Origin of the sequence: Faecalibacillus intestinalis (assembly GCF_015097455.1) — a bacterium.
Classification (GTDB): domain Bacteria; phylum Bacillota_I; class Bacilli_A; order Erysipelotrichales; family Coprobacillaceae; genus Faecalibacillus; species Faecalibacillus intestinalis.
Genome location: NZ_AP024085.1, coordinates 2,634,311 through 2,658,617, shown reverse-complemented (window position 1 = coordinate 2,658,617; position 24,307 = coordinate 2,634,311). Strand labels below are relative to the sequence as shown.

Here is a 24,307-nt window from a genome sequence, read left to right as displayed (position 1 = left end):
TCACATTTCTATATCAATATCATCATTACTAATCATTTGTTTAACATAATTTTTGAATTCTTTAATGATATTAGCTTGATCTTTTAAAATACTATGTTGACTAGCAAGAGTAGAAGTATATTCTTTAAGTGAATAAATAGTTACAACATTATCATTATAATGATTGACAAGAGGAACATATTGAATATTTTCAATACTGATTTCATCTTCTTTTTTAACAAAATCAAAACATACCATTCCTTCTAACTGATTATAAACATCTTTCATCGTACTTAAAAAATTACCTAAAGAATAAATAACAAGTGTATGATTGATTTTTTCAATAGGTTGAATTAAATGAGGATGATTTCCAATTACAACATCAACACCTAAATCAGCAAAATAGTGAGCATATTCTTGTTGTAAATCAGATAATTCACTATGTCCTTCTTTACCCCAATGAACAGCTACAATAACTACATCACTTTGAGCTTTAGCGTTGTTTACATCTTCTTTAATTTGTTCCTTATCTAATTGTCCTAATATATAAGGATACGTTTTTAATTGTTTTTGAATAGATTTATAGTTGGTTGTTTCATTAACACCAAAAGTATAAGCTAAAAGACTAAAACGAATTCCGTTTTTTTCAATGACTCTTATTGTTTGCCGGTCTTCTTGATTTTCATATAGTCCAGAAAAGAGAATATCGGAATGTTGTTTCCAAATATGTGCAGATGATATCAAAGCATTTTTTCCTAGATCCATGGAATGATTTGTAGCACTAGAAGCCATATTAAATCCTGTATCTTGTAGATCATCAATTAAAGATTCAGGAGAATTAAAATTAGGATAACCTTTAATTCCATAAGAATCACCAGCAATCAAAGTTTCTTGATTAATATAAGCTAAATCATGATCAGAAATATATTTTTTTATATTTTGATAACAAGGTTTAAAATTATAGGTTGTATTATTTCCTTGTTTTAAGGCATATTGATAAACATTTTCATGGATAATATTGTCTCCTACTGCAACAAAGGAAACAGTAGGATAGGATGTGTTTTTTTTATTTTTTTTATGTATTGTTCTAGGTTGGATAAGAGTAGAATAATAAGAAAATATAAAATAAAAAAGTAAACATAGTGTTATTAAGAAAGTGATTGAAACAAAGAATATTTTTTTCTTATTTATTTTTTTCATATATTTTCCAGCCTTTCCTTTTGATTATAAATATATTATTATTAATTTAATAAAAAATAAACATTTTGGAGAAAAAAATGAAAAACAGTGAAACATTTGAACGATATGAAATAGAATACCAAAACGCCGATTATTATGGTGAATATAAATATGCGGATTTATTATCAAAGCTTTCTAATCTTGCAACTAAAAATGCGATGGAAATAGGTTTGTGGAAGGAAAGTTTTAATGGAAAATATGGTTGGGTATTAGTTAAACAAACAGTTAAATTAAAAAGACCACTATTAGTAGGAGAGGAACTGATAGTTTCTACCCGTGCTAAAGGGGAAAGAAAAATTCAATATTTTAGAACCTATGATTTAAAAATTAATGATGAAGTTGTAGGAGGCATTTATTCTATTTGGACATTAATAGATATTGAAAAAAGAAGAATTGTCAGACCACAAAAAGTAGGAATTACAATTCCTGAATGTGAAGAATATTCGAGTTTTGTAGAAAAATACGAGCCGCTTTTAGATATAGAGACTCAAAAAGTTCAAACAAGAGAAGTCATGTATAGTGATATTGATTTAAATAAGCATATGAATAATGCAAGATATCTTGAATGGGTCATGGATCTTCTTCCTCAAAACGTATTAGAAAAATATTTTATTGGAGAAATGACAATGCACTATCAAAAAGAAATTGCTCCAGAGAGTATTGTGGATTTATATTATGGGCAAGAAGATGATCATTTTAAAATAGAATTTAAGATTGCAGAACAAATACATTTTGTCATATCAGGAAGATTTAAAGAAAAGAAAGAGTAATGGATAAAGTTATATCATAATATACTAAGAAAAAAGTGATTCTCATTTAAAACAAGAATCACTTTTCTTATCTATTAATACATTGCAGGAGTTGGAACTTCGTTTTTAGAAGTATCTTTTGCATCGGCAATACCTGCTTCGGTTGTAATGAATAATGAAGCAATACTGCAAGCATTTAATAATGCGCTACGAGTGACTTTAGTTGGATCAATGATTCCTTTTTCAAACATATCGACCCATTGTCCATTTTTAGCATCAAAACCATAATTCTTTTGCGCAGTTTTTTGGCTTTCAACAATGTCTTCTGCATTATATCCAGCATTTTCAGCAATTTGTTGAATTGGAGCAAATAAGGCTTCCATGACAATATGAATACCTTTTTGAACATCTACATTATCAGATTTTAATTGAGGTTTAACTTCTTTATATGCTTCTACTAAAGCAGCACCACCACCAATAACAATACCTTCTTCAACAGCGGCTTTAGTGGCGTTTAAAGCATCTTCAATACGTAATTTCTTTTCTTTAAGTTCACTTTCAGTTGTTGCTCCTACTTTAATAGTAGCGACACCATTTGATAATTTACCTAAACGTTCTTTTAATTGTTTTTGATCATAAGAAGAAGTTGTTTTCGCTAATTGATTTTCAATACTTTCAATACGTTGTTTTAAACTATCTGATGGATTATTACCAGCAATCATTGTTGTATGATTTTTTGTAACGATTACTTTTTTAATTGTTCCTAATTGATCAAGAGTAACATCTTTTAATTCCATAGAAATATCTTTATTAATAAAGGTACTACCAGTTAAAGCAGCAATATCTTGTAATAATTCTTTTTGGTTATCTCCAAATCCAGGAGCTTTTGTTGCGACAACATTGAATGTTCCTCTTAGTTTATTTAAAACAAGGGTTGAAATAACTTCGTTTTCAAAGTCATCAGCAATTAATAATAGTGGTTTATTACTTTGAACGATTTGTTCAAGAATTGGAAGAATTTCTTGTAAATTATTGATTTTATGATTTGTAATAAAGATATAAGGATTTTCCATTTCAACAGTCATTTTATCATGATCTGTGACCATATAAGGAGAAACATATCCTTTATCATATTGCATACCTTCATTGATTTCTAAGACGTTGTCAAAACTATTAGATTCATCAACATTGATAATTCCATTTTTACCAACTTTATCCATTGCTGAAGCAATCAATTGACCAATTTCTTCATTACCAGCTGAAATAGTCGCTACTGAAGCAATATCTTGACTTGTTTCTACTTTATGTGAATTTTTCAAAACAACATCAGCAACTTCTTTACCTGCTTTTTCAATACCTTCACGCATTAAAACAGGATTAGCTCCTTTATCTACAGCTTTCAATCCATTCACGATCATATTTCGAGCAAGAATGGTTGCAGTTGTTGTCCCATCACCAGCTACATCATTGGTTTTATTGGCTACTTCATATACAAGCTTAGCTCCCATATTTTCAAATTTATCTTCAAGTTCTATTTCCTTAGCGATACTTACACCATCATTTGTAATTAATGGAGAACCATAACCTTTATCTAAGACCACATTACGTCCTTTAGGACCTAATGTTACACTAACTGCATCCGCTAAAACATTCACACCTTTTAACATTGATTGACGTGCGTCATTTGAAAATCTTACTTCTTTACTCATAAATATCTGCCCCCTTATTCAAATTTTGCAATAATATCTTTTTCATCAATAACAATATAATCTTGATCGTCTACAGTTACCTTAGATCCTGAATATTCTTTATAAATTACACGATCATTTTCTTTTAATGATGAAGTACATTCATCACCAACGGCAATGACACTGGCAATAGATGGAACTTCTTTCTTTTCTGTTGATAAAACAATTCCACTTGCTGTCTTATTTTCTTTTTCTTCTTTTTTAATTAATACAAACTTATGCAATGGTTTAATCATACTATTCACTCCTTTAGCACTCACCATATCCTTGTGCTAATTTGTATTATAGTCTTATATGTTAACTTAATGTGAACTTTTTAGCACTTAAATCAATTAAGTGCTAAATCGAGGTTACAAAAAAGTGCCTACTTTACCAAATAAAAAAGCTACTTTATGATGTTAGTGAAAGGAAGGATAAGAAATGATTAATAAAGAAAATTGGAAAGAAAATTATACACATATTTCAAATGAAGTGATTGATAATGAAAAGGTTTTAAGAGTTGTTAAAAGTGGAAAAATTAATGAATATGATGAAAATACATACGCTAAATTAGTTGATTCATCATTTCATAATGGAATTATTGAAGTGAAGATGTTAAGTCGTTTATTAAAAGATGCTCCTGATTTTGCCAGAGGGTTTATTGGTATTGATTATCGTATTAATGAAGATGATACAAAGTTTGAATCATTTTATGTAAGACCAACAAATGGTAGACAATGTGATGATTCAGTAAGAAAGCAGCATGGTTGTCAATATTTTTCTTATCCAACCTATACATTTGCTTATTTTAGAGAACATGGTATTACAAAATATGAAAATCAAGTAGATATTGATTTAAATGAATGGATTAGTTTAAAAGCTGTGATTGAAGATGAAAAAGCAGCTTTCTATTTAAATGATGATCTTCAACCATTATTAGTGGTAGATCAAATGATTCATGATAAATCAATGAGAGGAAATATTGGTTTCTTTGTAGATATTGGAACAGAAGCTTTCTTTAAAGATTTAAAAATTACTTATTTTGATTAAAAGATAATTTCTAGAGGTCTAACAGCGTTAGACTTCTTTTTTATGGCTTTTATATTTTGTAATATTTAACCTTTTAAATGGTAGAGATGTTAAAATTATATTCAATATCTTTTTTTGATGAGATTAGGAAAATTATTGCATTTTTAAATGTAGAAGGTTTCCTTTTGACAAAATTTTAATTTGATATAATAAAGATAGAGGAAGGTGGAAATACCAATGAGAATGTATCTAATTATGAAAGATTTTATAAATTCAAATATATATCTCTCACTAGATTACTTTGTTCAAAAGTATGATGTTTCAAAAAGAACGATTCAAAATGACTTATCATACTTAATGCGTATTTCTCCTCGAAAAGGTTTTACATTTCATAACAAAAGAGGTTCTGGATATCTCTTAGAAATAACAAATGAAGAATTGTTTAAAGATTTTATGGAAAGCTTAAATGAAGGTATCTATTTTCAGGTTAAAGAAAGACCAGCACAAATTTTAGCTTATCTTGCTATTCAAACAGGATATATTTCAATGGATAACATTGCTGATACTTTTCAAGTATCTAAGACAGTTGTAAAGCATGATATGAAAGATGTTGAAAATCTAGCAAAGAGTTATCATTTTGAATTAGAGAGAAAAACACATTATGGTATTTTGTTACGTTATGAATTAGCTTCTTTTAAAAAGTATTTAGTTGAAGAATATTTAAATCAAAATGTTTTTATTCAAACGGCAGTAAATGATGTTATTGAAGAATTTAATGACATTGAACAAAAGTTAATTAGACAGTTGAATAAAGAAGGATTGAAAATCAACTATAATGAACTTTTAAATGTGATTGAGTATTTAAAAATTGTTATTTATATTGCACATAGACAAGATGAACAAAAAGAGGAATTTATTTTTGATAAAAATAATGAAATTCATCGAATTGTTGAATTCTTAGTTGGAATATTAGAAAAGAAATATGCTATAGGATTAAGTAAAAAAAGCATAGAAGAGATTTTAAAAGTTTTACAAAAAAATATAAAAAGAGAAATAGGTTCAATATCTTCTTTTACAAATTATTTAAAAGAAGACATTGAAGAATTTATAAAACAAATAGATGAAAAATATGATACGAAATTTCTTGAAGATGAAGACTTTAAGAAAATGTTGTTAACACATGTTTCATTATTAATAGATAGATTACATAATAAAATTTCATATCAAAATCCATTAGCCAATGAGCTAAATATTACATACCCAATGATGTTTAATATCGCTCTTCAATTTTGTAGCATGTTACATGAAAAATACAACGTTGAAGTGACATTTGATGAAATTGGTTTTGTAGCGATGCATTTTGCATCACATATGGAAAAGGAAAAACAAGGTAAATTGTTATCTTATAATCGTATTGGAATTGTTTGTTCATCAGGTGGTGGAAGTGCTTATATGATCAAGATACAAATTGAATCATTATTTCCTCAAGCAGAGGTAAAAACATTTTCATTTTTACAACAAGATGAATTGAAAACATTTCAACCTGATTTAATTTTTACAATCATGCCTTTATCTCAAGAAATCAAGGCACCAATTATTTATATCAAAGAACTTCTTGATGATAAGGATTTAGTTAAGATTAAACAAATTTTACAATGTGAAGAATATGATCCTTATACTTTGATTCAAGATAATCCTATGTATTATTCATTTTTTTCTAAAGATTTTTTTAAATTTATAGAAGCAGATAGTTATGAAAATATTATTCGGATGATGGGACAAGAATTAGAGGAAAAAGGTTATGGTAAAAAAGGCTATACTGATTTGATTTTTGAACGTGAATCGTATGTAAGTACTATTTATACAAATGGAGTTTGTATACCCCATCCACTTGAAACAGACGCACTTAAAAATATGATTTCTGTAGCTATTTTAAAGAAACCCTTTGTACAAAATGGCAAAGAAATAAAAATAGTTTTTATGATTTGTTTAAAGAAAGATCAAGTTGAAATATATAAAGTAATAACTAAAAAGTTATATCGTTTAATGCAAAAGAGTAATTATGTTGAAATGTTAACGAAGGTTGATTCTTTTGAAGAAATGATGAGTTTAATGAAAGAAATAGGAGGTGGAAATAATGAATAGTGAATTGTTAAAAGAATTGAGTAATGCTGATAGTGTAGCATCAGTAGAAGATGAGGTAAGATCAATTCTTTATCGAGAATTAGCAAAATATAGTGATGAAGTTTTTAGTGATCGTTTAGGAAGCATTATTTTTCATAAAAAAGGGACTTCACCAAACCCTTTAAAAATCATGTTTTGTGCTCATATAGATGAAGTAGGTTTTATGGTAAGACATATTTCTGATATTGGTTTTGTATATTTAGTGGCTTTAGGTTCAGTTTTAAATAAAAGCAAAGAAATGCAAATGGTTAGAATTACGACGCAAGATGGTAAAAAAGTGGAAGGCTTATTAAATGTGACTAAAGATAGCAACGGTAACGTTAAAGAAATGTACGTTGATATTGGAGTTGATAGTGCAGATGAAGTAAAAGCTTTAGGAATTGATGTTGGTGACATGGTTTGTTTTGCTAGTGAAGCAAGACAGATTCAAGATAAAGTGATTGCTGGCAAGGCAATGGACGATCGAACAGGATGCTATGTCATGATAGAAGCGATGAAAAGAATTCATGGAGATGTTGAAAATGATATTTATTTTGTAGGAACAAGTAGTGAAGAAGTTGGTGTAAGAGGTGGTAAAACAGCGACTCATCTTATTGATCCTGATATTGTTTTTGCACTTGATGTTGCGAATAATCCAGAACTTGTTAAAAACTATACGAATCATCGTTTAATTGGTAAAGGACCAATGATTGTTCATTATGATAAAACTCTTTCACCAAATAAAAAATTGATTAAATATGTTAAAGAATTAGCCAGTAAACATGGAATACCTTATCAAAGCGATATGTTCGGTGGAGGAGGAACAGATGCTGGAAATGCACACTTAGAAAAAGGTGGATGTTTGGCACTTGTTTTAGGAATACCACTTAGATATTGTCATGGATCTTATTCATTTGTTCATAGTGATGATTTAGAAAGTTTGACACAGTTAGTTAACTGCTTAATAGATCATTTGACATATCAAGATTATCAAAATTTTATTAATTTTATTGGAGGATAAACAAATGACAGAAACGGAACAAATTATTGTAGGATTAATTTCTTCAGCTGGACAAAGCAAATCTTTAGCTTTTGAAGCATTGAAGAAAGTAAAAACAGGTGAATATGATGAAGCAAGAAAGATATTAGAACAAGCTAAAGAAGCTGATTTACAAGCTCACACTGTTCAAACAAAGCTTATTCAAGCCGAAATGTCAGGCTCTGGAAATAAGCCAGAAGTTGGGTTATTAATGGTTCATGCACAAGACCATTATATGACTTCTCAATTAGCAAGAGATCTAATTGAAGAACTAATAAATGTATTTGAAGCAAAGGAGGGTAAATAATGAGAATTGTATTATGCTGTGCAGGTGGACTTTCTACAACAATGCTTATGAATAGTATGAAAGATACAGTACATAACAGTGCAAAATTAAATGATGCTGATTTTGATTTTATCGCTATTCCAATTGATATTCTACAATCTGAAGCAGACAATTGTGATGTTTTAGTTTTAGGACCACAAGTTGCACATAAATTAGATGCAGTAAAACCTATCATCGAACCTCGTAAGATTCCTTATGTTATTGTTGATCAAGAAACGTATGGAAAAATGGATGGGGCAACTGTCATGAAACAAGCGTTAATTGCGCGTAGAAAAGCAGATTTAAAAAAATAATTTTATGGGGAGGAAAAAAACGATGTACTCAAAATTTGAGAACTTTATGAAAAAGTATTTAGCACCGCTTGCTGATAAAATGGATAAAGAAGTTCATTTGAGCGCTGTTAAAAAAGCAATGGTTGCAATGACACCATTGTTAATTATCGGTAGTTTTTGTTTGATTCCAGAAGCAATTCCAAATATGATTGGAGAAAAACATGTAATTTCTCAATGGATCTTAACAAATTTGGATATTATCTATATTCCTTATAATGTAGGTATGGCTTTAATGTCAGTTTATGTTACTGTAATTATTGCATATCAATTAGCTAACTCTTATAAGTTAGATATTCCAGGATGTGTAACAATGGGATTAGTATCATTCTTAATGTTAGTTGTAGAATTCACAGAAGATGGTGGAATTTCTAAAACTTATTTAGGACCTAAAGGTTTATTCTGTGCAATGTTTGCAGGATTTATCGCTGTTGAATTATTCCGTTGGTGTAAAAAGAAAAACTTTACAATCAAGATGCCAGATACAGTACCTGATTTCGTATCTCGTTCTTTTGAAATGATTCCTATTTCAGTAATCATTATTGGGTTCTTCTTAATTGTACGTATTGTTTGTGTCAATGTATTAAATACAATGCCACCATTAATCTTTACAGCAATCTTTGCACCATTAGTAGGATCTATGGATAATCCAATTGCTTATACTTTCTTAAAAATGTTACAAGCTCTAATATTCTTCTTTGGTATTCATCCATCAGTATTAAGCCCAATTACAAGCCCAATTTCGACTCAATTCTTAGCAGAAAATATTGCTGCTGTTCAAGCTGGTCATGTAGCAACTCACTTCTATGCTCCTGGACCTGAATCAGCATTTGGTAACTTTACAGGTAGTGGTGTTACTATTGGTTGTGTATTCTGGTGCTTAATGAGCAAGAATAAAGCTTTAAAACAAGTTGGTAGATTATCATTTATTCCAGCATTATTTGGAATTAATGAACCAATTCTATTTGGTGCGCCAATCGTATTAAATCCAATGTTCTTTATTCCATTTGTTATTTGTGGTGGTATTATTGGTTCATTAGGTGGATGGGCGATGTATTTAGGTATTATGAAATGTTCAACCTTTACACCACCATATGTAGGAGTATTTTTAGAAGGATTCTTAACGAATATGGATCCTATGTCTATAGTTGTTAATGCAGTACAATTAATACTATCTATTTTAATATGGTATCCATTTGTTAAATCATATGAAAAGACTTATGGTAATAAAGAAGAAGAAACTAATGCTATCAGTGCAGAAGATGCAGCTATCTTAGATGATTTAGACTTAGACTTCTAATTAATAGGCAAGTTTCGACTTGCCTTTATTTGTAGGAGGATTAAAAATGGCAAAAAGAATAAATAAAATACAAGAATTTTTAGATGAAAAAGATATAGATGCTTTATTAATTAAAAGTAAAACAGTAAAAAAATGGATGAATACTATGACTGGTAGTGGTTGTCAAGTATTGATTACAAAAGAACATGGCTATTTAATTGTAGATGGGCGTTATATTACAGAAGCCAAAGAAAAAGAACATGATTTAGAAATTATATTACATAATCCACATTTAACGGGACGTAATTATTTAGGGACAGTAGAAGAAATATTAAAAAAAGAAAATTGTAAAACGCTAGGGGTAGAAGCGTATCAAGTATTAGTTAAGGAATATCAAGAAATAGAAAAATTAGGGATAGAAGTTCTTTTATTGGATCAAGAAATTGCTCATCTTCGTATTGTTAAAGAAGATGAAGAAGTTGAAGCTATGAAAAAATCAATTGCAATTACTGATGAAATCTATCAAAAAGTAATTGAGCACATTCATGTAGGGATGAGTGAATATGAAATTAGCGCTTTAGTACAATATTATTCAATTGCATCTGGTGCACAACAAATGTCTTTTGATACAATAGTAGCAACAGGTGAAAGAACAGCTTTACCACATGGTCGTCCAACTTCAAGAAAAGTAAAAGCACATGAACCTATTATGATTGATTTTGGTATTCAATATCAAAATTATCAATCAGATATGACACGTATGTGTTTTATTGGTGAACCTGATCCAAAAATTAAAGAAATCTATGATGTTGTTTTAAAAGCACAGCTCGCTGGTCTTGGTGCTATTAAAGCAGGAGCTAAGGGAAAAGATGTTGATAAAGCAGCTAGAGATGTGATTGAGGCTGCAGGTTATGGTGAATATTTTAATCATGGTTTAGGACATGGATTAGGAATTGGTGAAGATGGTGAAGGACCAACTTTAAATTCAAAGAGTGAAACAGTTTTACAAGAACATATGATGATGTCTTGTGAACCAGGTGTTTATGTTCCTGGTGTTGGTGGTGTTCGTATTGAAGATGATGTTGTTATTATTGATGGTGTAGGTGTACCATTAAATAAAACAACAAAGGATTATATTATTTTGGAGGATAAATAAATGAAGTATGATTTTAATGAGGTTCATAATCGTTTAGGTACTTATTGTACACAATGGGATTATATACAAGATCGTTTTAATAAAAAGGATTTAATACCATTTTCAATATCTGATACAGATTTTATTATTCCTAAACCTATTACTGAAAAAATATTTGAAGTGGCACATCATCAAATTTATGGATATACAAGATGGAATCATCATGATTTTAAATCATCTATTACAGGATATTTTGAAAGAAGACATCATACACATATTGAAGAAGATTGGATTTTATATAGTCCAACAGTCATGTATTCAGTTTCTTTATTGATTCGTTTATTAAGTCAACCTCATGATAAAGTATTAACATTTGAACCTATGTATGATTCATTTTATACAGTTATCCAAGATAATGATAGACAATTAGTTGCTCATCGTTTAATATCAAAAGATGGGACATTTGAAATAGATTTCGATCTTTTTGAAAAACAAGTACAAGAATGTCAATTATTATTACTTTGTTCTCCACATAATCCAACAGGAAGAATTTGGACAAAAGAAGAAATGGATCAAATAATAAAGATATGTAAAAAATGTCAAGTAAAAATTATTTCTGATGAAATTCATATGGATATTCAATTAAGAGATAGAAAACATATCCCTTTATTATCTTATATTCATGAATATGATGAACTTTATACAGCAGCTTCATCTAGTAAAACATTTAATACACCAGGATTAATTGGTTCATATTTAATGATACCAAATGAAGAAGTTAGAGAAAAATTCTTGATGCATACAAGAAGAAAAGATTTCTTAAATTCTGTAAGTATTTTTGGTATGTATGCGACAATGATAGGTTATACACAATGCGATGATTATATTGATCAACTTAATGATTATATTAAAGAAAATATGAAAATTGTAGAAGAATTTATAAAAGAAGAGTTGCCTGATTTTAAATTTAAAACACCAGATGGAACTTATTTAGCTTGGATTGATGCAAGAGATGTTCCATATACTGCTGAAGAAATACAAGATGCTTTAGTGAATGTTGGTGGAATTGGGATTATGAAAGGTGAAATTTATGGTGGCCCAAAATATTTAAGAATGAATATAGGGTGTCCACAATCTAAATTAAAAGAAGGATTGCGTCGATTCAAAATAGCAATGGACGCTTTATATTCAAAATAGGAGGACATATTATGCATTATTTACTAATTAAAATACAATTACTGTGGACTAAACATACAAAATGGTTAGATAGAAATCCAGTAAAAGTTCCAGTGAGTAAACGTGTTATAGCTTATGCTATTGATTGGGCAGTTGGCGGTATTATTAGTGGTTTTCCTGCTGTCTTATTTTATGGTGGAATTACTGGTAGATCAGATATGTTTAGTGATCTTTATGTTTTTCCTAGCTTAGGTTTTCCAACATATTGGTCTTATCTTGCAGGTGTATTATGTATTGTTGTAGCCTTTATTTACTATATTTATATTCCTTATAAGAAATATCCAGGGCAAACACTTGGAAAACGTTGGTTAAAAATAAAAATTGTAAATAATGATGATTACAGTGATGTGAGTTTAAAAACGTTAATTATTAGACAAGGTATTGGTTTGTTTTTATTAGAAGGTTCAGCAATTGTTGTAACTAATTATTTAAGACAAATGCTTACACTTGCAACTGGTTTTTATTTTGATTATTACTTAAAATTAATTGGAATGGTTATTACGATGATTTCAGGAGTTTTTGTTTTAAGCACTGCTTCTCAAAGAAGTATTCATGATTATCTTGCGAAGACAAGAGTTGTTGGAGAAGATGAAAAGCCAGTAAAAAGAAAAGAAAAAAAGAACAAGAAAAATAAAAAGAAAAAATAATGCATAATAGTAAAATATAAAGAACAATGTCTTATCATTACATTGTTCTTTTTTTATACAATTTGAATGAAAAGAGAATTGATGACTTCAGTCAGTTGAGCACATGAAATGTGCGAAATAGAAAACCACCTGCTATGTGGGTGGTGCAATAATAAATAGTGGCTAAAAAAGCAAATTCTTTAGCACATCGTCTTCACACCGAAGTATAGACGAAAAGTGATATATAATCAACGAAGGAAAGATATAGGAGAAATATTGAGAACACTCTGCCGATATAAAGGGGTGGAGATAATAGAAGGGCATTTGATGAGTGATCATGTACATATGTTAGTAATGATACCACCAAAGTTAAGTGTGTCATCATTCATAGGATACTTGAAAGGGAAATTCGCATTGATGATTTTTGATAGACATGCAAACTTGAAATATAAGTATGGAAATAGACATTTTTGGGCAGAAGGGTATTATGTGAGTACAGTAGGATTAAATGATCAAACCGTCGCAAAATATATAAGAGAACAAGAGTAACATGATATTGCAATGGATAAATTAAGTGTGAAAGAATATGATGATCTTCAACCATTATTAGTGGTAGATCAAATGATTCATGATAAATCAATGAGAGGAAATATTGGTTTCTTTGTAGATATTGGAACAGAAGCTTTCTTTAAAGATTTAAAAATTACATACTTTGATTAACAAAGAATGTGATTATCAATTTTTTATTAAGTAAAGGATTAAATAATAAATTGATGTTAAAAAGTGCTATTACAAAATGTATTATCATTATAGCCTTTTTGTATACTTTAAAATCTTATATTATATGAATTGATAAGATATAAAAATTAGATAAAAGGAAAAATATTTAATTGGTTAAATGACATATATACATAATTTTAATACCGTAGCTGTCAAATAGACGTATGTTGTTCATTTTTTTTGAGAGTTAAAAGAATTAATATTTTCCTCTCATTAAATGTACAGAGGCAATAATAATATCAATTATATATTTAATAGAATATTCATTATATTTATTTTCTAATGAAGGAACAATAAGCTTTTCATCGAAGAAGTTTATAGAAATATCATCATTACAAGTAATTAACCAAGTTTTGATATTAAGTTTTTTAATTTTTGATATAAGCTTTTTATCAAGTCTAAAGATTGTGCCATTAGTAGATACAACAATTAATAACTTTCCTTGAGAAAAATAAGTGTTTTCAAAATCAATATCACAAATAACAACTGGGATAAATAAAGAACTGAACTTTGTTTGTATATAATTGCAAAGAATCCTATTGTCACCTTGAGCATAAAGATATATAACATTACTTTGTAAGATATCATTAACTAATTTATTTAGAAGAGAATTATTTAAATTGGTAGATATGTAGTCTATCATTTTTATAATATTGGTTGAAAATAACTTGATATTATGTGGCAAGTCATTTTCTTTAGAAAATATTGTAGTTTTTTCATTTATTTGTTTACTATAATCTAAGCATGCATCTCTAAACTCTAAATATGAATTGTATCCCAAATTTTTTACACATTTTGATATTTGCCCTTTTGATGTATAGCATTTTTTAGCGACATCTTCAATCGTTAAATGATTAATGATATGGATATTAGATTTAATATATGCGCAAAATACATACATCGATGAAGTAGGGGCATATTTGTTTAAAAATTCATTGATTTTATCTACAAGCATAATAACTATTTCTCCGTTTTAGATAAATTATACTCAAAAAAATCTCATTGTCATTAAATACAATGAGATTTTTATAATTACTATAACACGTTACCATTACTTTCAATTACTTTTTTGTACCAGTAAAAAGAATCTTTTTTATATCTTTTCCATGTTCCCTGACCATAATCGTCTGCATCTACATATATATAACCGTAACGTTTACTTCTTTCAGAAGTTCCAGCACTAACAATATCAATACATCCCCATGAGGTGTATCCAATAACGGGTATACCTTCGTCAATACATTTACCGATTTGGTCAATATGTTCCTTTAAGTACTTTATTCTATAATCATCGTGTATTTTTTTATCTGATGTAAGGATATCATATGTACCAAGACCATTTTCTGTAATAAAAATTGGTTTACGATATCTATCCCAAATTTCATTGATTGCTATTCTAAGTCCAATAGGATCAATCTGAAATCCCCAATCTGTAATTTCTAATGAATTGTTTCTTATTTTTTCAGGATGAAATTCATCATATCTTTTTTGTTCAGGAAGGAAGGCAAGAATTTTATCCTTTTTATTAATTTTTTCACCGGTACAATTACTGTAGTAGTAACTAAATGAATTGAAATCAACTGTATTTTTATTTATTATTTCTAAATCATCATATTCTATTTTAATATTGATCTTATTTTTTCTAAAATATTTTTTTGCATAAGAAGGGTATATTCCTTTTGATAATACATCAAAGAAAAAATAATTGATTCTATTTGCATTTTGTGTCAATAAGACATCTTTTGGAGAATTTGTATATGGATAAAATAATGACATACCTACCATAGATCCAATTTTGAAATTTGGATTTATTTTTTTTGAAATTTTTTTAACTAAGGCACTTGCAACAAATTGATGATGTAACGCTTGAAAAGTTGCACTATTTGGATTGCATGTTTTTTCAATGAATATTGCAGCACCAGAATAGGGAACGTTTAATGACATATTTATTTCATTGAACGCAATCCAATACTTTACTTTATCTTTGTACCTTGTTAAACACGTTTTAGCATATTTTATAAATAAATCTATTAATTCTCTGCTTTGCCAACCATTATATTTTAATGCTAAATTTAAAGGGGTTTCGTAATGTGATAGTGTTACTAAGGGTTCGATGTTATATTTCAATAATTCATTAAACACATTGTCATAAAATTTTAATCCTTCTTCATTCGGTACTTTTTCTTCACCAGTAGGATAAATTCTAGGCCAACTAATCGACATTCTAAAACATTTAAATCCCATCTCGGCCATTAAAGCAATATCTTCTTTATAATGCTCATAAAAATGAGAACCTTCACGTTTAGGATAATATTCATTTTTGTGTAAGCCATGCAATATTTCATTAACGGTTTGGTAGGAAACAACTTCTGTATTTTTGCCTTTACTAATATTTTTTGGTACAAATTTTACCATATCAGCTGTACTTAGCCCTTTGCCATCTAAATTATAACCGCCTTCTAATTGATTGGCGGCAGTTGCCCCACCCCATAAAAAATTTTTTGGGAATGTACTCATTATTTATTTTCCTCCTTTTCTAGCGTTTGTTTGTTAGCCATATTGACAAAAGGAAGATAGATTAGTACACAAATTATAAATACAATAATAACGGAAAGTGCGGTTCCTAATGAGCCACCCGCGGATAAGAATGCTTTGATTGGTTGAGGTGTTGTCCATCCAACATCTAATGTTCCGGGCAAAACGATACCAGATGATATTAATAGAGCACCAATTCCCATAGAAATAAGGGGCGACAAAATAAAAGGAACTATTAGTATTGGATTTAAAACAATTGGCATTCCAAAGATAATTGGTTCATTTATACAAAATAATCCGGGAATTAGAGATAACTTGGCCGTCTTAGTATAATCGTCTCTTTTCCAGTTGCTTTTTTTTGACAAGATTAATATAGCAACAATTAAAGCTAAGGTGTTTCCTGTTCCACCAATGCAGCCATAGTTTTCAAATAGTGTAAACCATGTGATTGGATAAGGTGAGCCGGCAACTGTTCCTGCTTGAGCAGCATATTGCAAATTAGCAACATTTAATGCAGAATATAATGCAACATGAATAGGTTGAACGGTAAATGTTCCATGAATACCAACTGACCAAAGAATCATAGCAATAAGTATTAAAATCAATGGTGTTATTGGAGAGGTACCTATCAATTGAATAGGAAATTTTAATATATTATATAATAGTGTATTAATTCCTTCTGGTTCAAAAAAATGAATAATGTAAGCAGCTATTGCAAACATAAAAATAATAATTGAGGAAGGAATAACTACTCTAAACGAATTTGCAACTTCTGGTGGTACTTGAGCTGGCATTTTAATATGTAATTTTTTATTTTTAGATAATTTGCTAAATAAATACCCAACTAGTAGACCAATAAAAATTGCTACAAATAATCCATTTGCTCCTAGATAGGAATCTGTTAGCATATTGTCTGTTTTAGGAGGATATAAAGTAAAAAATACAGCAAGGGCAATTAGACCAGTTTTTGTTTCATCTTCATGATGTTGTCGAGCCATGTTTTTTGCTATCAAAAATACAATGAAAATAGCCATAATATTAATTGTTCCATTTTGAATAGGAGATAAAATATCTTGATATTTATCTAATTCTGGAATGACAGAAATTAATAATTGTCCAATAAATCCTGTTGAATTAAAGACTACACAATTTATGCATACTGCTATTGATCCAACAAATGTTAAAGGAAAAATTTGTATAAATGCATCTCTAATTGCAATTAATCCTTTTATATTATTAAGTTTAACTGCAAAAGGAATAAAGTGCTTTTCAAAAAAGTCATTTAATTTTTTCATAGTTATCACCATCTTTCTATTATTTTTTATTTATTAGATGAATATTATCATTAAAAGAGATGAAATCATGATAATACACATAAAATAAATAAAAGTGTAAAAGTATCTCTTTATGCTTAAAGTATATATAGGAATACTTGTAAATTCAAAAAAGTTTCCATAATAGGAAACTTTTTTAATGCAACGAATATTCAAGTTATCTTATTATCTTTTCCATATCAAAAGGAAGTAAACATTCAATTTTTATTGTTTGATAAGTTAATGGATGAATAAACTCTAAACAATAAGCATGTAAAGCCATTCTTTTAATCATAGAAGAAGTTTTTCCATAAAGAGTATCTCCTATAATAGGATGATGTAAATGATTCAAATGAACTCTTATTTGATGTTTTCGACCAGTTTCAATTTGACATTTTACCAGTGTATAATTTCCTTTTGTTTTAATTTCTTTAAAATGTGTTAAAGCATCTTTACCTGTTTTAGAAATACACATTTTATTTTTACTATGACGGTCTTGACCGATAGGTAAATCAATAGTCATTTCTCTTTTAGGTAAATGTCCTTGAATGATGGCAAGATAGGTTTTCTTGATTTCTTTAGAAGCAATTAAAACATCAAAGTAAGGTTGTAAAAGTGCGCATTTACAAAACATCACCAAACCGGTCGTATCTCTATCTAAACGATGGAGATAACGAATTGGTAAATCTTGATGAGTTTGTTGGTAGTAATAACTCACATAATTACAAAGAGTATTTTTTTTACTTTTATCATCAGGATGAATAATGAGGTTGCTTGGTTTATTGACGATACAAAGCAAGTCATCTTCATAGATGATTTCTAAGGAGCTTTCTTCTTCGATAAAATCTCTGCCTTGTTCATAGGCTTTAATTGAAAGAATATCTTTATCTTTTAAAATGGTTTGATAATCAACATAAGTATTATTTAAAGTATAGTCTTTATTTTGACGAAGTAAGTGAATTGTTTTTTTAGAAAGATGCAGATAATGAAAGAATTCAAGAAGTGTCATTCCTTGAATTCTTTCATCGATTTCTATTACTAAATGATTCTTTTCTTTATGATAATGCATACACTGTTACTTTGATATCAATTGTGATATCTAAACCTTGTAAAGTATCTAAAACGCCACGTTTTTCTTTTTTAATATGATAATAGTGTGGTGTCATCATTAAAAGATTTAAAGCATCTTCACGATTAGAAATATGAACTTTTTCTTTAAAGTCATAACTTTTCACTTGATTAAAATCTAAACGAATATACTTATCACTCTTTACTTTGATTTCATCATAAATCAATTCTTTAATTTCAATTAAATGTTGATTATTAGCAGTAACATGAACAATATAACCATCTTCTTTTAATGCTCTTTTTAATTCATCTTGATTTACTACTGTAAATAAAGCACAGATAAAATCTAAACTATGATCTAAGATAGGAATATTTTTAGAATTTCCTACAAGCCAAGTAACATCTTTACGATAACGTGTCGCCATATCAATAGCAATCTTGGAAATATCTAAACCATAGATATCACTGTTTTCAAAATGTTTTTTTAAACCTTGAGTATAATATCCTTCTCCACATCCTAAATCTAAAATACTTAAATCATCTTGATGTTTGAATTCATCAATACACGTAATCACTTGATTTAAGATAGGATCATAATAGCCTTTATTTAAGTATGCTTTTCTTGCGACAAGAGATTCTTTACTATCTCCTGGATTATTGGTAGCTTTATCAGGGTTTAATAACAAATTGATATATCCTCTTTTAGAAATGTCATAACAGTGATTATTTTCACATTTTAGTGTTTTGTTTTCTAAATGAAGTTGTTGATGACATTTGGGACAAGCTAATAATTTCATAGTATCACCTCGAATGTATTATAACAAAAGACAATCTAAAAATTAACTGAATTTATGATGAATTTGTGATACTATTAAGGGCAAGGGAGGAATGCTTGATGTTTTTTAGAAAGAAACAAAAAGTAGACTTAGATGCTAAGTTTAAAGAAGTATATCATGAAGTAAATAAAATTACAGCTGATGCCGGAAATGAATTAGATGTGACCATCAAATATTCACAATTGAAATTGGCTTGTCGTAAGTATGATGAATTGATTGATTTAATTCATCAAGGAGCTAATTTTGAAGAAAAACATTTTCTTTCTTTAAAAGAAAGTGTAGAAGAAGAAACAAAGAGAGTAGAAGGTTTATTAGATGAAGATTAAAGCATATAAGAAGGATTTTGATTATACCTATACTTTAGGAGTTTTTGAAACGATTGAGTTATTAAAAAATCGACCTGATCTTGTTTTAAGAGTATATATAAAAAGTAATTCTTATAAGAATAAAGGTATTCCTATTATTGATGAAATTTGTAGAGAAAAACATATTGAATTGATTGAAAGTGATAATACAATTCAAAAATTATCAAAAAAAGATAATTGTTTTGCGATAGCAATCATTAAAAAATATGAAATGACTTTACAAGAAGGAAATCATGTTGTTTTAGTTAATCCTGGAGATATGGGAAATATGGGGACAATTATGAGAACGATGTTAGGATTCAATTATTATAATCTAGCAATAATTCGACCAGGTGTCGATGTTTTTGATCCTCGTGTTTTAAGAGCTTCGATGGGAGCAATGTTTCATTTGAATATTGAGTATTTTGATAGTTTTGAAGATTATTTAAAAAGATTTCCAAGTCATGATATTTATACATTGATGTTAAAAGGAGCAACGAATATTCATAAGGTTGAATCAAAAAAAGGCTATCATTCACTTGTTTTTGGTAATGAAAGTAGTGGTTTACCTGATGAATATCTAGATTATGGAAAATCTATTTTTATTCCTCATAGTCATTATATAGATTCATTGAATCTTTCCATGGCTTTAGGAATGACTTTAATGCATTTTTCAAAAGATGAATTTAAAGATAAAGAAGTGTTATAGGAGAGAAAAGTATGTTTGATTTTGATGAAGTTGTAGATAGAAAAGGAACAAATTGTGCTAAATGGGATACGATTGAAGCAAATAATAAACCTAAAGATGTGTTACCTATGTGGGTTGCAGATATGGATTTTAAATCACCAAAGGAAATTGAAAATGCTTTAGTTAAAAGAATTAAACAAGGCGTTTATGGGTATTCATTTGCGCCAGATGAGTATTTTGATGCGGTTATTTCTTGGATGAAAAGAAGACATGATTTTCATGTCGATAAAGAATGGATCATCCCAACACCAGGTGTGGTAACAGCTATTAAATTATGTGTAAATGCTTATACAAAGGAAAATGATGCCATTATTATTAATAAGCCTGTATATTATCCATTTGATTTTTCAATTGAATTAAATCATCGTAGAATTATTGAAAATCAAATGGTTTATAAAGATGGTTTTTATGAAATGGATTATGATGCTTTTGAAAAAGCGATTGTAGAAAATGATGTTAAAATGTTTATTTTATGTAATCCGTATAACCCAATTGGAAAAGTATGGAAAGAAGATGAATTAAAACAAATTGGGGAAATTTGTAAAAAACATGATGTTTTAGTCATTGTTGATGAAATTCATGAAGATTTTGTTTATGGAGATCATGTACATATTCCTTTCTATAATGTAGATGAAAGTTATAAAGAATTCTCTGTTGTTTTAACTGCTCCATCAAAAACATTTAACTTAGCAGGACTACAAACATCTAATATTATTATTGCGAATGAAAAATTAAGAAAAGTTTATCAAGAAACAATGAATCGTTATGGGGTTAATGAACCAAACTTCTTAGGTATTATTGCTTGTATGACAGCCTATAATGAATGTGAATTATGGGTAGATGAAATGTTGGAATATGTTTATGATAACTTTACTTATTTCGATGAATTCTTAAAAGAAAATTTACCTCATATTCATTTAGTTAAACCAGAAGGTTTATATTTAGGATGGGTTGATTTTAGAGAATGTGGTTTAAATAAAGATGAATTAGAAAAAACAATGTTAGAAAAAGCCGGTTTATGGTTAGATGAAGGATATATCTTTGGAACAGGTGGAGAAGGTTTTGAAAGATTTAATCTTGCAATTCCAAGAAGTGTTTTAGAAGATGCTTGTCAAAGATTATTAAAAGCTTTTGGAAAATAAGGTTTTTATGATAAAAACTATGGAAATTCTAAATAAAAGATAGTATTATATAACCGAAAAAAAGAAAAGGAGATTTGTTATGGGATTAGTATCAGCAACAGAAATGTTAAAGAAAGCTAAAGAAGGACATTATGCAGTAGGTCAATTCAATATCAACAACTTAGAATGGACTAAATCAGTATTATTAACTGCAGAAGAATTAAAAGCGCCAGTAATCTTAGGTGTTTCAGAAGGTGCTGCTAAATATATGACTGGATATACAACAGTTGCAGCAATGGTTAAAGCAATGGTAGAAGCATTAAATATCACTGTACCAGTAGCTTTACACTTAGATCATGGTTCATACGAAGGAGCTAAAGCTGCTTTAGATGCAGGTTTCTCTTCAATCATGTTTGATGGTTCTCATTATGGAATCGAAGAAAACATCGAAAAAACAAAAGAAATCGTTGAATTATGTCATTCAAAAGGTGTTTCAGTAGAAGCAGAAGTTGGATCAATCGGTGGAGAAGAAGATGGTGTCATCGGTAAAGGTGAAGTAGCAGATCCAAAAGAATGTAGATCAATCGCAGACTTAGGAGTAGATTTCTTAGCTGCAGGTATCGGAAATATTCATGGTAAATACCCAGCAAACTGGGAAGGATTAGACTTTGATGCATTAGATGCAATCCAAGCTGAAACTGGAAAATTACCATTAGTATTACATGGTGGTTCAGGAATTCCTGATGAAATGATCAAAAAAGCAATCACTTTAGGAGTATCTAAAGTAAACGTAAACACTGAATGTCAATTATATTTCCAAGAAGCTACACGTAAATACATTGAAGCTGGAAAAGATTTAGAAGGAAAAGGATATGATCCTCGTAAATTATTAGCACCAGGTGCTAAAGCTATTCAAGAATGTGTTAAAGATAGAATGGAAGTATTTGGTTGTATCGGTAAAGCTTAATCAAATAAAAAAAGCCTTCGGGCTTTTTTTGTTTATGTGAAATCTCTTTATTAAGTTGTTTTTTTGATGAATTTATAATATAGTATTAGGGAATATAGATAGAAGAAAAGGGGTAAAGTCATGAGTGAAATTATTGCGATTGAAGGCGGACATAAATTAAATGGTACAGTAGAAATCTCGGGTGCAAAAAATGCCACTGTAGCACTTATTCCAGCAATTATTTTAGCGGATAGTCCTGTAACGATTTATGGTGTACCAGAAATCAGCGATGTGGACGCTTTAGCAGTTTTATTAGAAGAACTTAATTGTACAGTATTAAGAAGTCATGATAGTTTAATTGTTGATCCCTCTCGTATGGAAAATGTTCCATTAGTGTCAGATGCAGTAGATAAATTAAGAGCGTCTTATTATTTAATGGGAGCATTACTTGGAAAATGTAAAAAAGTTGTGATGAAAGCACCAGGTGGTTGCTTTTTAGGACCTCGTCCGATAGATTTACATATTAAAGGATTTGAAGCATTGGGTGCCAAAGTAGAATTTGTTGATGGTGCGCATGTAATTACAGCAGATCGTTTAGTAGGTGCAAAAATATATTTAGATTTTGCTTCAGTAGGAGCAACAATCAATATCTTACTTGCAGCAGTTAAAGCTGAAGGTAGAACAGTAATCGAAAATGCAGCAAAAGAACCAGAAATCATTGATGTAGTAAACTTACTTACAAAAATGGGAGCTAAAATTAGAGGTGCTGGTACTGATACGATTACGATTGAAGGAGTAGAACATCTAAAAGGATGTACTCATGAAATCATTCCAGATCGTATTGAAGCAGGGACATTCTTAATTATGGCAGCAGCTGCAGGAGAAAGAGTTATTATTCAAAATATCATTCCACAACATTTGGAATCACTTATTTCAAAATTGAAAGAAATGGGTGTTAAAATGGAAAATGTTGGTGATAGTATTATTGTTTATGGTGATAACAAGAACTTTAATGCAGTCGATGTCAGAACACAGGTATATCCAGGTTTTGCAACAGATCTACAACAGCCATTAACAGCACTGCTTACACAAGCAAACGGACAATCACAAGTAATAGAAACAATTTATCCAGAGAGATTTAGACATTGTGAACAACTTAATAAGATGGGCGCAAATATAGAATTAGATGAATCAATGTGTTATATAAATGGAAAAACACCATTAAAAGGAGCAAAAGTAGAAGCAACAGATTTAAGATGTGGAGCAGCATTGTTAATAGCAGGGTTAATCGCTGATGGAATTACAGAAATTAGCAATGTATATCATATAGATAGAGGATATGCGAATATCGATCAAAAATTAATTACTTTAGGTGCTGTTATTAGAAGAATCAAAGTTGATGATTAAAATTATAAAAAAGGGCTTGAAAACAACATAATTTAATGTTAATATATCATAGCAACTTACTTTGTAGTGAGAAATCTACAAGGCGGAAGGAGAAATAACAATGAAAAAAGGAATTCATCCAAATTACAAAAAAGTAAAAGTAGTTTGTACATCATGTGGAGCAGAATTTGAAAGTGGTTCAGTATTAGATGAAGTACGTGTTGATACTTGTTCTAACTGTCATCCATTCTATACTGGAAAACAAAGATTTGCTAGTGCTGATGGACGTGTTGAAAAATTCAACAAAAAATACGGACTTAAATAAGAAAATGAGTACTTGGTACTCATTTTTGT

Annotated in this window: 26 protein-coding genes; 18 read left to right on the top strand and 8 right to left on the bottom strand. The window is 29.1% G+C overall.

Features of this window, described 5'->3' with window-relative positions; translation table 11 throughout:
• Positions 1 to 1,179, bottom strand: a complete 1,179-nt coding sequence (locus Fi14EGH31_RS14090; RefSeq protein WP_107029089.1) for a CapA family protein — start codon at positions 1,177 to 1,179, stop codon at positions 1 to 3.
• Between the two features lie 77 nt (positions 1,180 to 1,256).
• Here Fi14EGH31_RS14090 and Fi14EGH31_RS14085 point away from each other — a divergent pair, with 77 nt between their 5' ends.
• Positions 1,257 to 1,988, top strand: coding sequence for an acyl-[acyl-carrier-protein] thioesterase (locus tag Fi14EGH31_RS14085; RefSeq protein ID WP_022002593.1), 732 nt, complete (start codon positions 1,257 to 1,259; stop codon positions 1,986 to 1,988).
• A gap of 74 nt (positions 1,989 to 2,062) precedes the next feature.
• Here Fi14EGH31_RS14085 and groL read toward each other — a convergent pair whose 3' ends face one another.
• Positions 2,063 to 3,676, bottom strand: coding sequence for a chaperonin GroEL (gene groL / locus Fi14EGH31_RS14080; protein ID WP_118573739.1), 1,614 nt, complete (start codon positions 3,674 to 3,676; stop codon positions 2,063 to 2,065).
• Between the two features lie 14 nt (positions 3,677 to 3,690).
• Entirely contained in the window at positions 3,691 to 3,951 is a 261-nt protein-coding gene (locus tag Fi14EGH31_RS14075; protein WP_118573740.1) for a GroES family chaperonin, read from the bottom strand.
• A gap of 184 nt (positions 3,952 to 4,135) precedes the next feature.
• Between Fi14EGH31_RS14075 and Fi14EGH31_RS14070 the strand changes: the two genes are divergently transcribed.
• From Fi14EGH31_RS14070 to Fi14EGH31_RS14020, 11 genes are all read left to right on the top strand, one after another.
• On the top strand, positions 4,136 to 4,744 hold the full coding sequence (locus tag Fi14EGH31_RS14070; RefSeq protein ID WP_118573741.1) for a hypothetical protein: 609 nt from the start codon (positions 4,136 to 4,138) through the stop codon (positions 4,742 to 4,744).
• Between the two features lie 216 nt (positions 4,745 to 4,960).
• A complete protein-coding gene (locus tag Fi14EGH31_RS14065; RefSeq protein WP_117346223.1) occupies positions 4,961 to 6,868 on the top strand; it encodes a BglG family transcription antiterminator in 1,908 nt (635 codons plus the stop codon).
• Entirely contained in the window at positions 6,861 to 7,907 is a 1,047-nt protein-coding gene (gene ypdE, locus Fi14EGH31_RS14060; RefSeq protein ID WP_117864575.1) for an aminopeptidase, read from the top strand. The genes Fi14EGH31_RS14065 and ypdE overlap by 8 nt, the downstream gene beginning before the upstream one ends.
• 4 nt (positions 7,908 to 7,911) lie before the next feature.
• Positions 7,912 to 8,232 carry a PTS lactose/cellobiose transporter subunit IIA gene (locus tag Fi14EGH31_RS14055; protein ID WP_022002599.1) on the top strand — a complete coding sequence of 107 codons (321 nt, stop codon included), beginning with the start codon at positions 7,912 to 7,914 and terminating at the stop codon, positions 8,230 to 8,232.
• Positions 8,232 to 8,564, top strand: a complete 333-nt coding sequence (locus tag Fi14EGH31_RS14050) for a PTS sugar transporter subunit IIB (protein ID WP_022002600.1) — start codon at positions 8,232 to 8,234, stop codon at positions 8,562 to 8,564. The genes Fi14EGH31_RS14055 and Fi14EGH31_RS14050 overlap by 1 nt, the downstream gene beginning before the upstream one ends.
• Positions 8,565 to 8,610: 46 nt before the next feature.
• Positions 8,611 to 9,900 (top strand): PTS sugar transporter subunit IIC, encoded by a 1,290-nt coding sequence (locus tag Fi14EGH31_RS14045; protein ID WP_234697799.1) that lies wholly within the window; start codon positions 8,611 to 8,613, stop codon positions 9,898 to 9,900.
• A gap of 46 nt (positions 9,901 to 9,946) precedes the next feature.
• On the top strand, positions 9,947 to 11,035 hold the full coding sequence (locus tag Fi14EGH31_RS14040; protein WP_117864577.1) for a M24 family metallopeptidase: 1,089 nt from the start codon (positions 9,947 to 9,949) through the stop codon (positions 11,033 to 11,035).
• On the top strand, positions 11,036 to 12,211 hold the full coding sequence (locus tag Fi14EGH31_RS14035) for a MalY/PatB family protein (RefSeq protein WP_117864579.1): 1,176 nt from the start codon (positions 11,036 to 11,038) through the stop codon (positions 12,209 to 12,211). It abuts the gene before it with no gap.
• 11 nt (positions 12,212 to 12,222) lie between these two features.
• Positions 12,223 to 12,897, top strand: coding sequence for an RDD family protein (locus Fi14EGH31_RS14030; RefSeq protein ID WP_233544711.1), 675 nt, complete (start codon positions 12,223 to 12,225; stop codon positions 12,895 to 12,897).
• A gap of 186 nt (positions 12,898 to 13,083) precedes the next feature.
• Positions 13,084 to 13,425, top strand: coding sequence for an IS200/IS605 family transposase (gene tnpA / locus Fi14EGH31_RS14025; RefSeq protein ID WP_117864581.1), 342 nt, complete (start codon positions 13,084 to 13,086; stop codon positions 13,423 to 13,425).
• Between the two features lie 12 nt (positions 13,426 to 13,437).
• Positions 13,438 to 13,596, top strand: coding sequence for a hypothetical protein (locus Fi14EGH31_RS14020; RefSeq protein ID WP_158560049.1), 159 nt, complete (start codon positions 13,438 to 13,440; stop codon positions 13,594 to 13,596).
• Positions 13,597 to 13,852: 256 nt separating this feature from the next.
• On the opposite strand, the gene Fi14EGH31_RS14015 is transcribed toward Fi14EGH31_RS14020, so the two are convergent.
• The 5 genes from Fi14EGH31_RS14015 to Fi14EGH31_RS13995 all read right to left on the bottom strand — a co-directional run bounded on the left by Fi14EGH31_RS14015 (position 13,853) and on the right by Fi14EGH31_RS13995 (position 19,369).
• Positions 13,853 to 14,611: a MurR/RpiR family transcriptional regulator gene (locus Fi14EGH31_RS14015; RefSeq protein ID WP_117346228.1), complete on the bottom strand. Its 759-nt coding sequence runs from the start codon at positions 14,609 to 14,611 to the stop codon at positions 13,853 to 13,855.
• 80 nt (positions 14,612 to 14,691) lie between these two features.
• Entirely contained in the window at positions 14,692 to 16,173 is a 1,482-nt protein-coding gene (locus tag Fi14EGH31_RS14010; RefSeq protein ID WP_117864583.1) for a glycoside hydrolase family 1 protein, read from the bottom strand.
• A complete protein-coding gene (locus Fi14EGH31_RS14005) occupies positions 16,173 to 17,486 on the bottom strand; it encodes a PTS sugar transporter subunit IIC (RefSeq protein WP_200764958.1) in 1,314 nt (437 codons plus the stop codon). The genes Fi14EGH31_RS14010 and Fi14EGH31_RS14005 overlap by 1 nt, the downstream gene beginning before the upstream one ends.
• A gap of 196 nt (positions 17,487 to 17,682) precedes the next feature.
• Positions 17,683 to 18,573: an RluA family pseudouridine synthase gene (locus Fi14EGH31_RS14000; RefSeq protein ID WP_117864587.1), complete on the bottom strand. Its 891-nt coding sequence runs from the start codon at positions 18,571 to 18,573 to the stop codon at positions 17,683 to 17,685.
• Positions 18,560 to 19,369, bottom strand: coding sequence for a methyltransferase domain-containing protein (locus tag Fi14EGH31_RS13995; RefSeq protein WP_022000832.1), 810 nt, complete (start codon positions 19,367 to 19,369; stop codon positions 18,560 to 18,562). Before Fi14EGH31_RS13995 ends, Fi14EGH31_RS14000 begins: the two co-directional genes overlap by 14 nt.
• Before the next feature lie 98 nt (positions 19,370 to 19,467).
• On the opposite strand from Fi14EGH31_RS13995, the gene Fi14EGH31_RS13990 reads away from it, so the two are divergent.
• The 6 genes from Fi14EGH31_RS13990 (at position 19,468) to rpmE (ending at position 24,278) form a co-directional block, all read left to right on the top strand.
• Complete coding sequence (locus tag Fi14EGH31_RS13990; RefSeq protein ID WP_022000831.1) at positions 19,468 to 19,734, top strand: hypothetical protein; 267 nt, start codon at positions 19,468 to 19,470, stop codon at positions 19,732 to 19,734.
• Positions 19,724 to 20,461 carry a TrmH family RNA methyltransferase gene (locus Fi14EGH31_RS13985; RefSeq protein WP_107029080.1) on the top strand — a complete coding sequence of 246 codons (738 nt, stop codon included), beginning with the start codon at positions 19,724 to 19,726 and terminating at the stop codon, positions 20,459 to 20,461. The genes Fi14EGH31_RS13990 and Fi14EGH31_RS13985 overlap by 11 nt, the downstream gene beginning before the upstream one ends.
• A gap of 11 nt (positions 20,462 to 20,472) precedes the next feature.
• Entirely contained in the window at positions 20,473 to 21,642 is a 1,170-nt protein-coding gene (locus Fi14EGH31_RS13980) for a MalY/PatB family protein (RefSeq protein WP_117481828.1), read from the top strand.
• Positions 21,643 to 21,721: 79 nt separating this feature from the next.
• Positions 21,722 to 22,588 (top strand): class II fructose-1,6-bisphosphate aldolase, encoded by an 867-nt coding sequence (gene fba / locus Fi14EGH31_RS13975; RefSeq protein WP_118346710.1) that lies wholly within the window; start codon positions 21,722 to 21,724, stop codon positions 22,586 to 22,588.
• A 120-nt stretch (positions 22,589 to 22,708) separates the two neighbouring features.
• On the top strand, positions 22,709 to 23,974 hold the full coding sequence (locus tag Fi14EGH31_RS13970) for a UDP-N-acetylglucosamine 1-carboxyvinyltransferase (RefSeq protein ID WP_118346712.1): 1,266 nt from the start codon (positions 22,709 to 22,711) through the stop codon (positions 23,972 to 23,974).
• A gap of 100 nt (positions 23,975 to 24,074) precedes the next feature.
• Positions 24,075 to 24,278, top strand: a complete 204-nt coding sequence (gene rpmE / locus Fi14EGH31_RS13965; RefSeq protein ID WP_022000826.1) for a 50S ribosomal protein L31 — start codon at positions 24,075 to 24,077, stop codon at positions 24,276 to 24,278.
• Positions 24,279 to 24,307 lie beyond the last annotated feature (29 nt).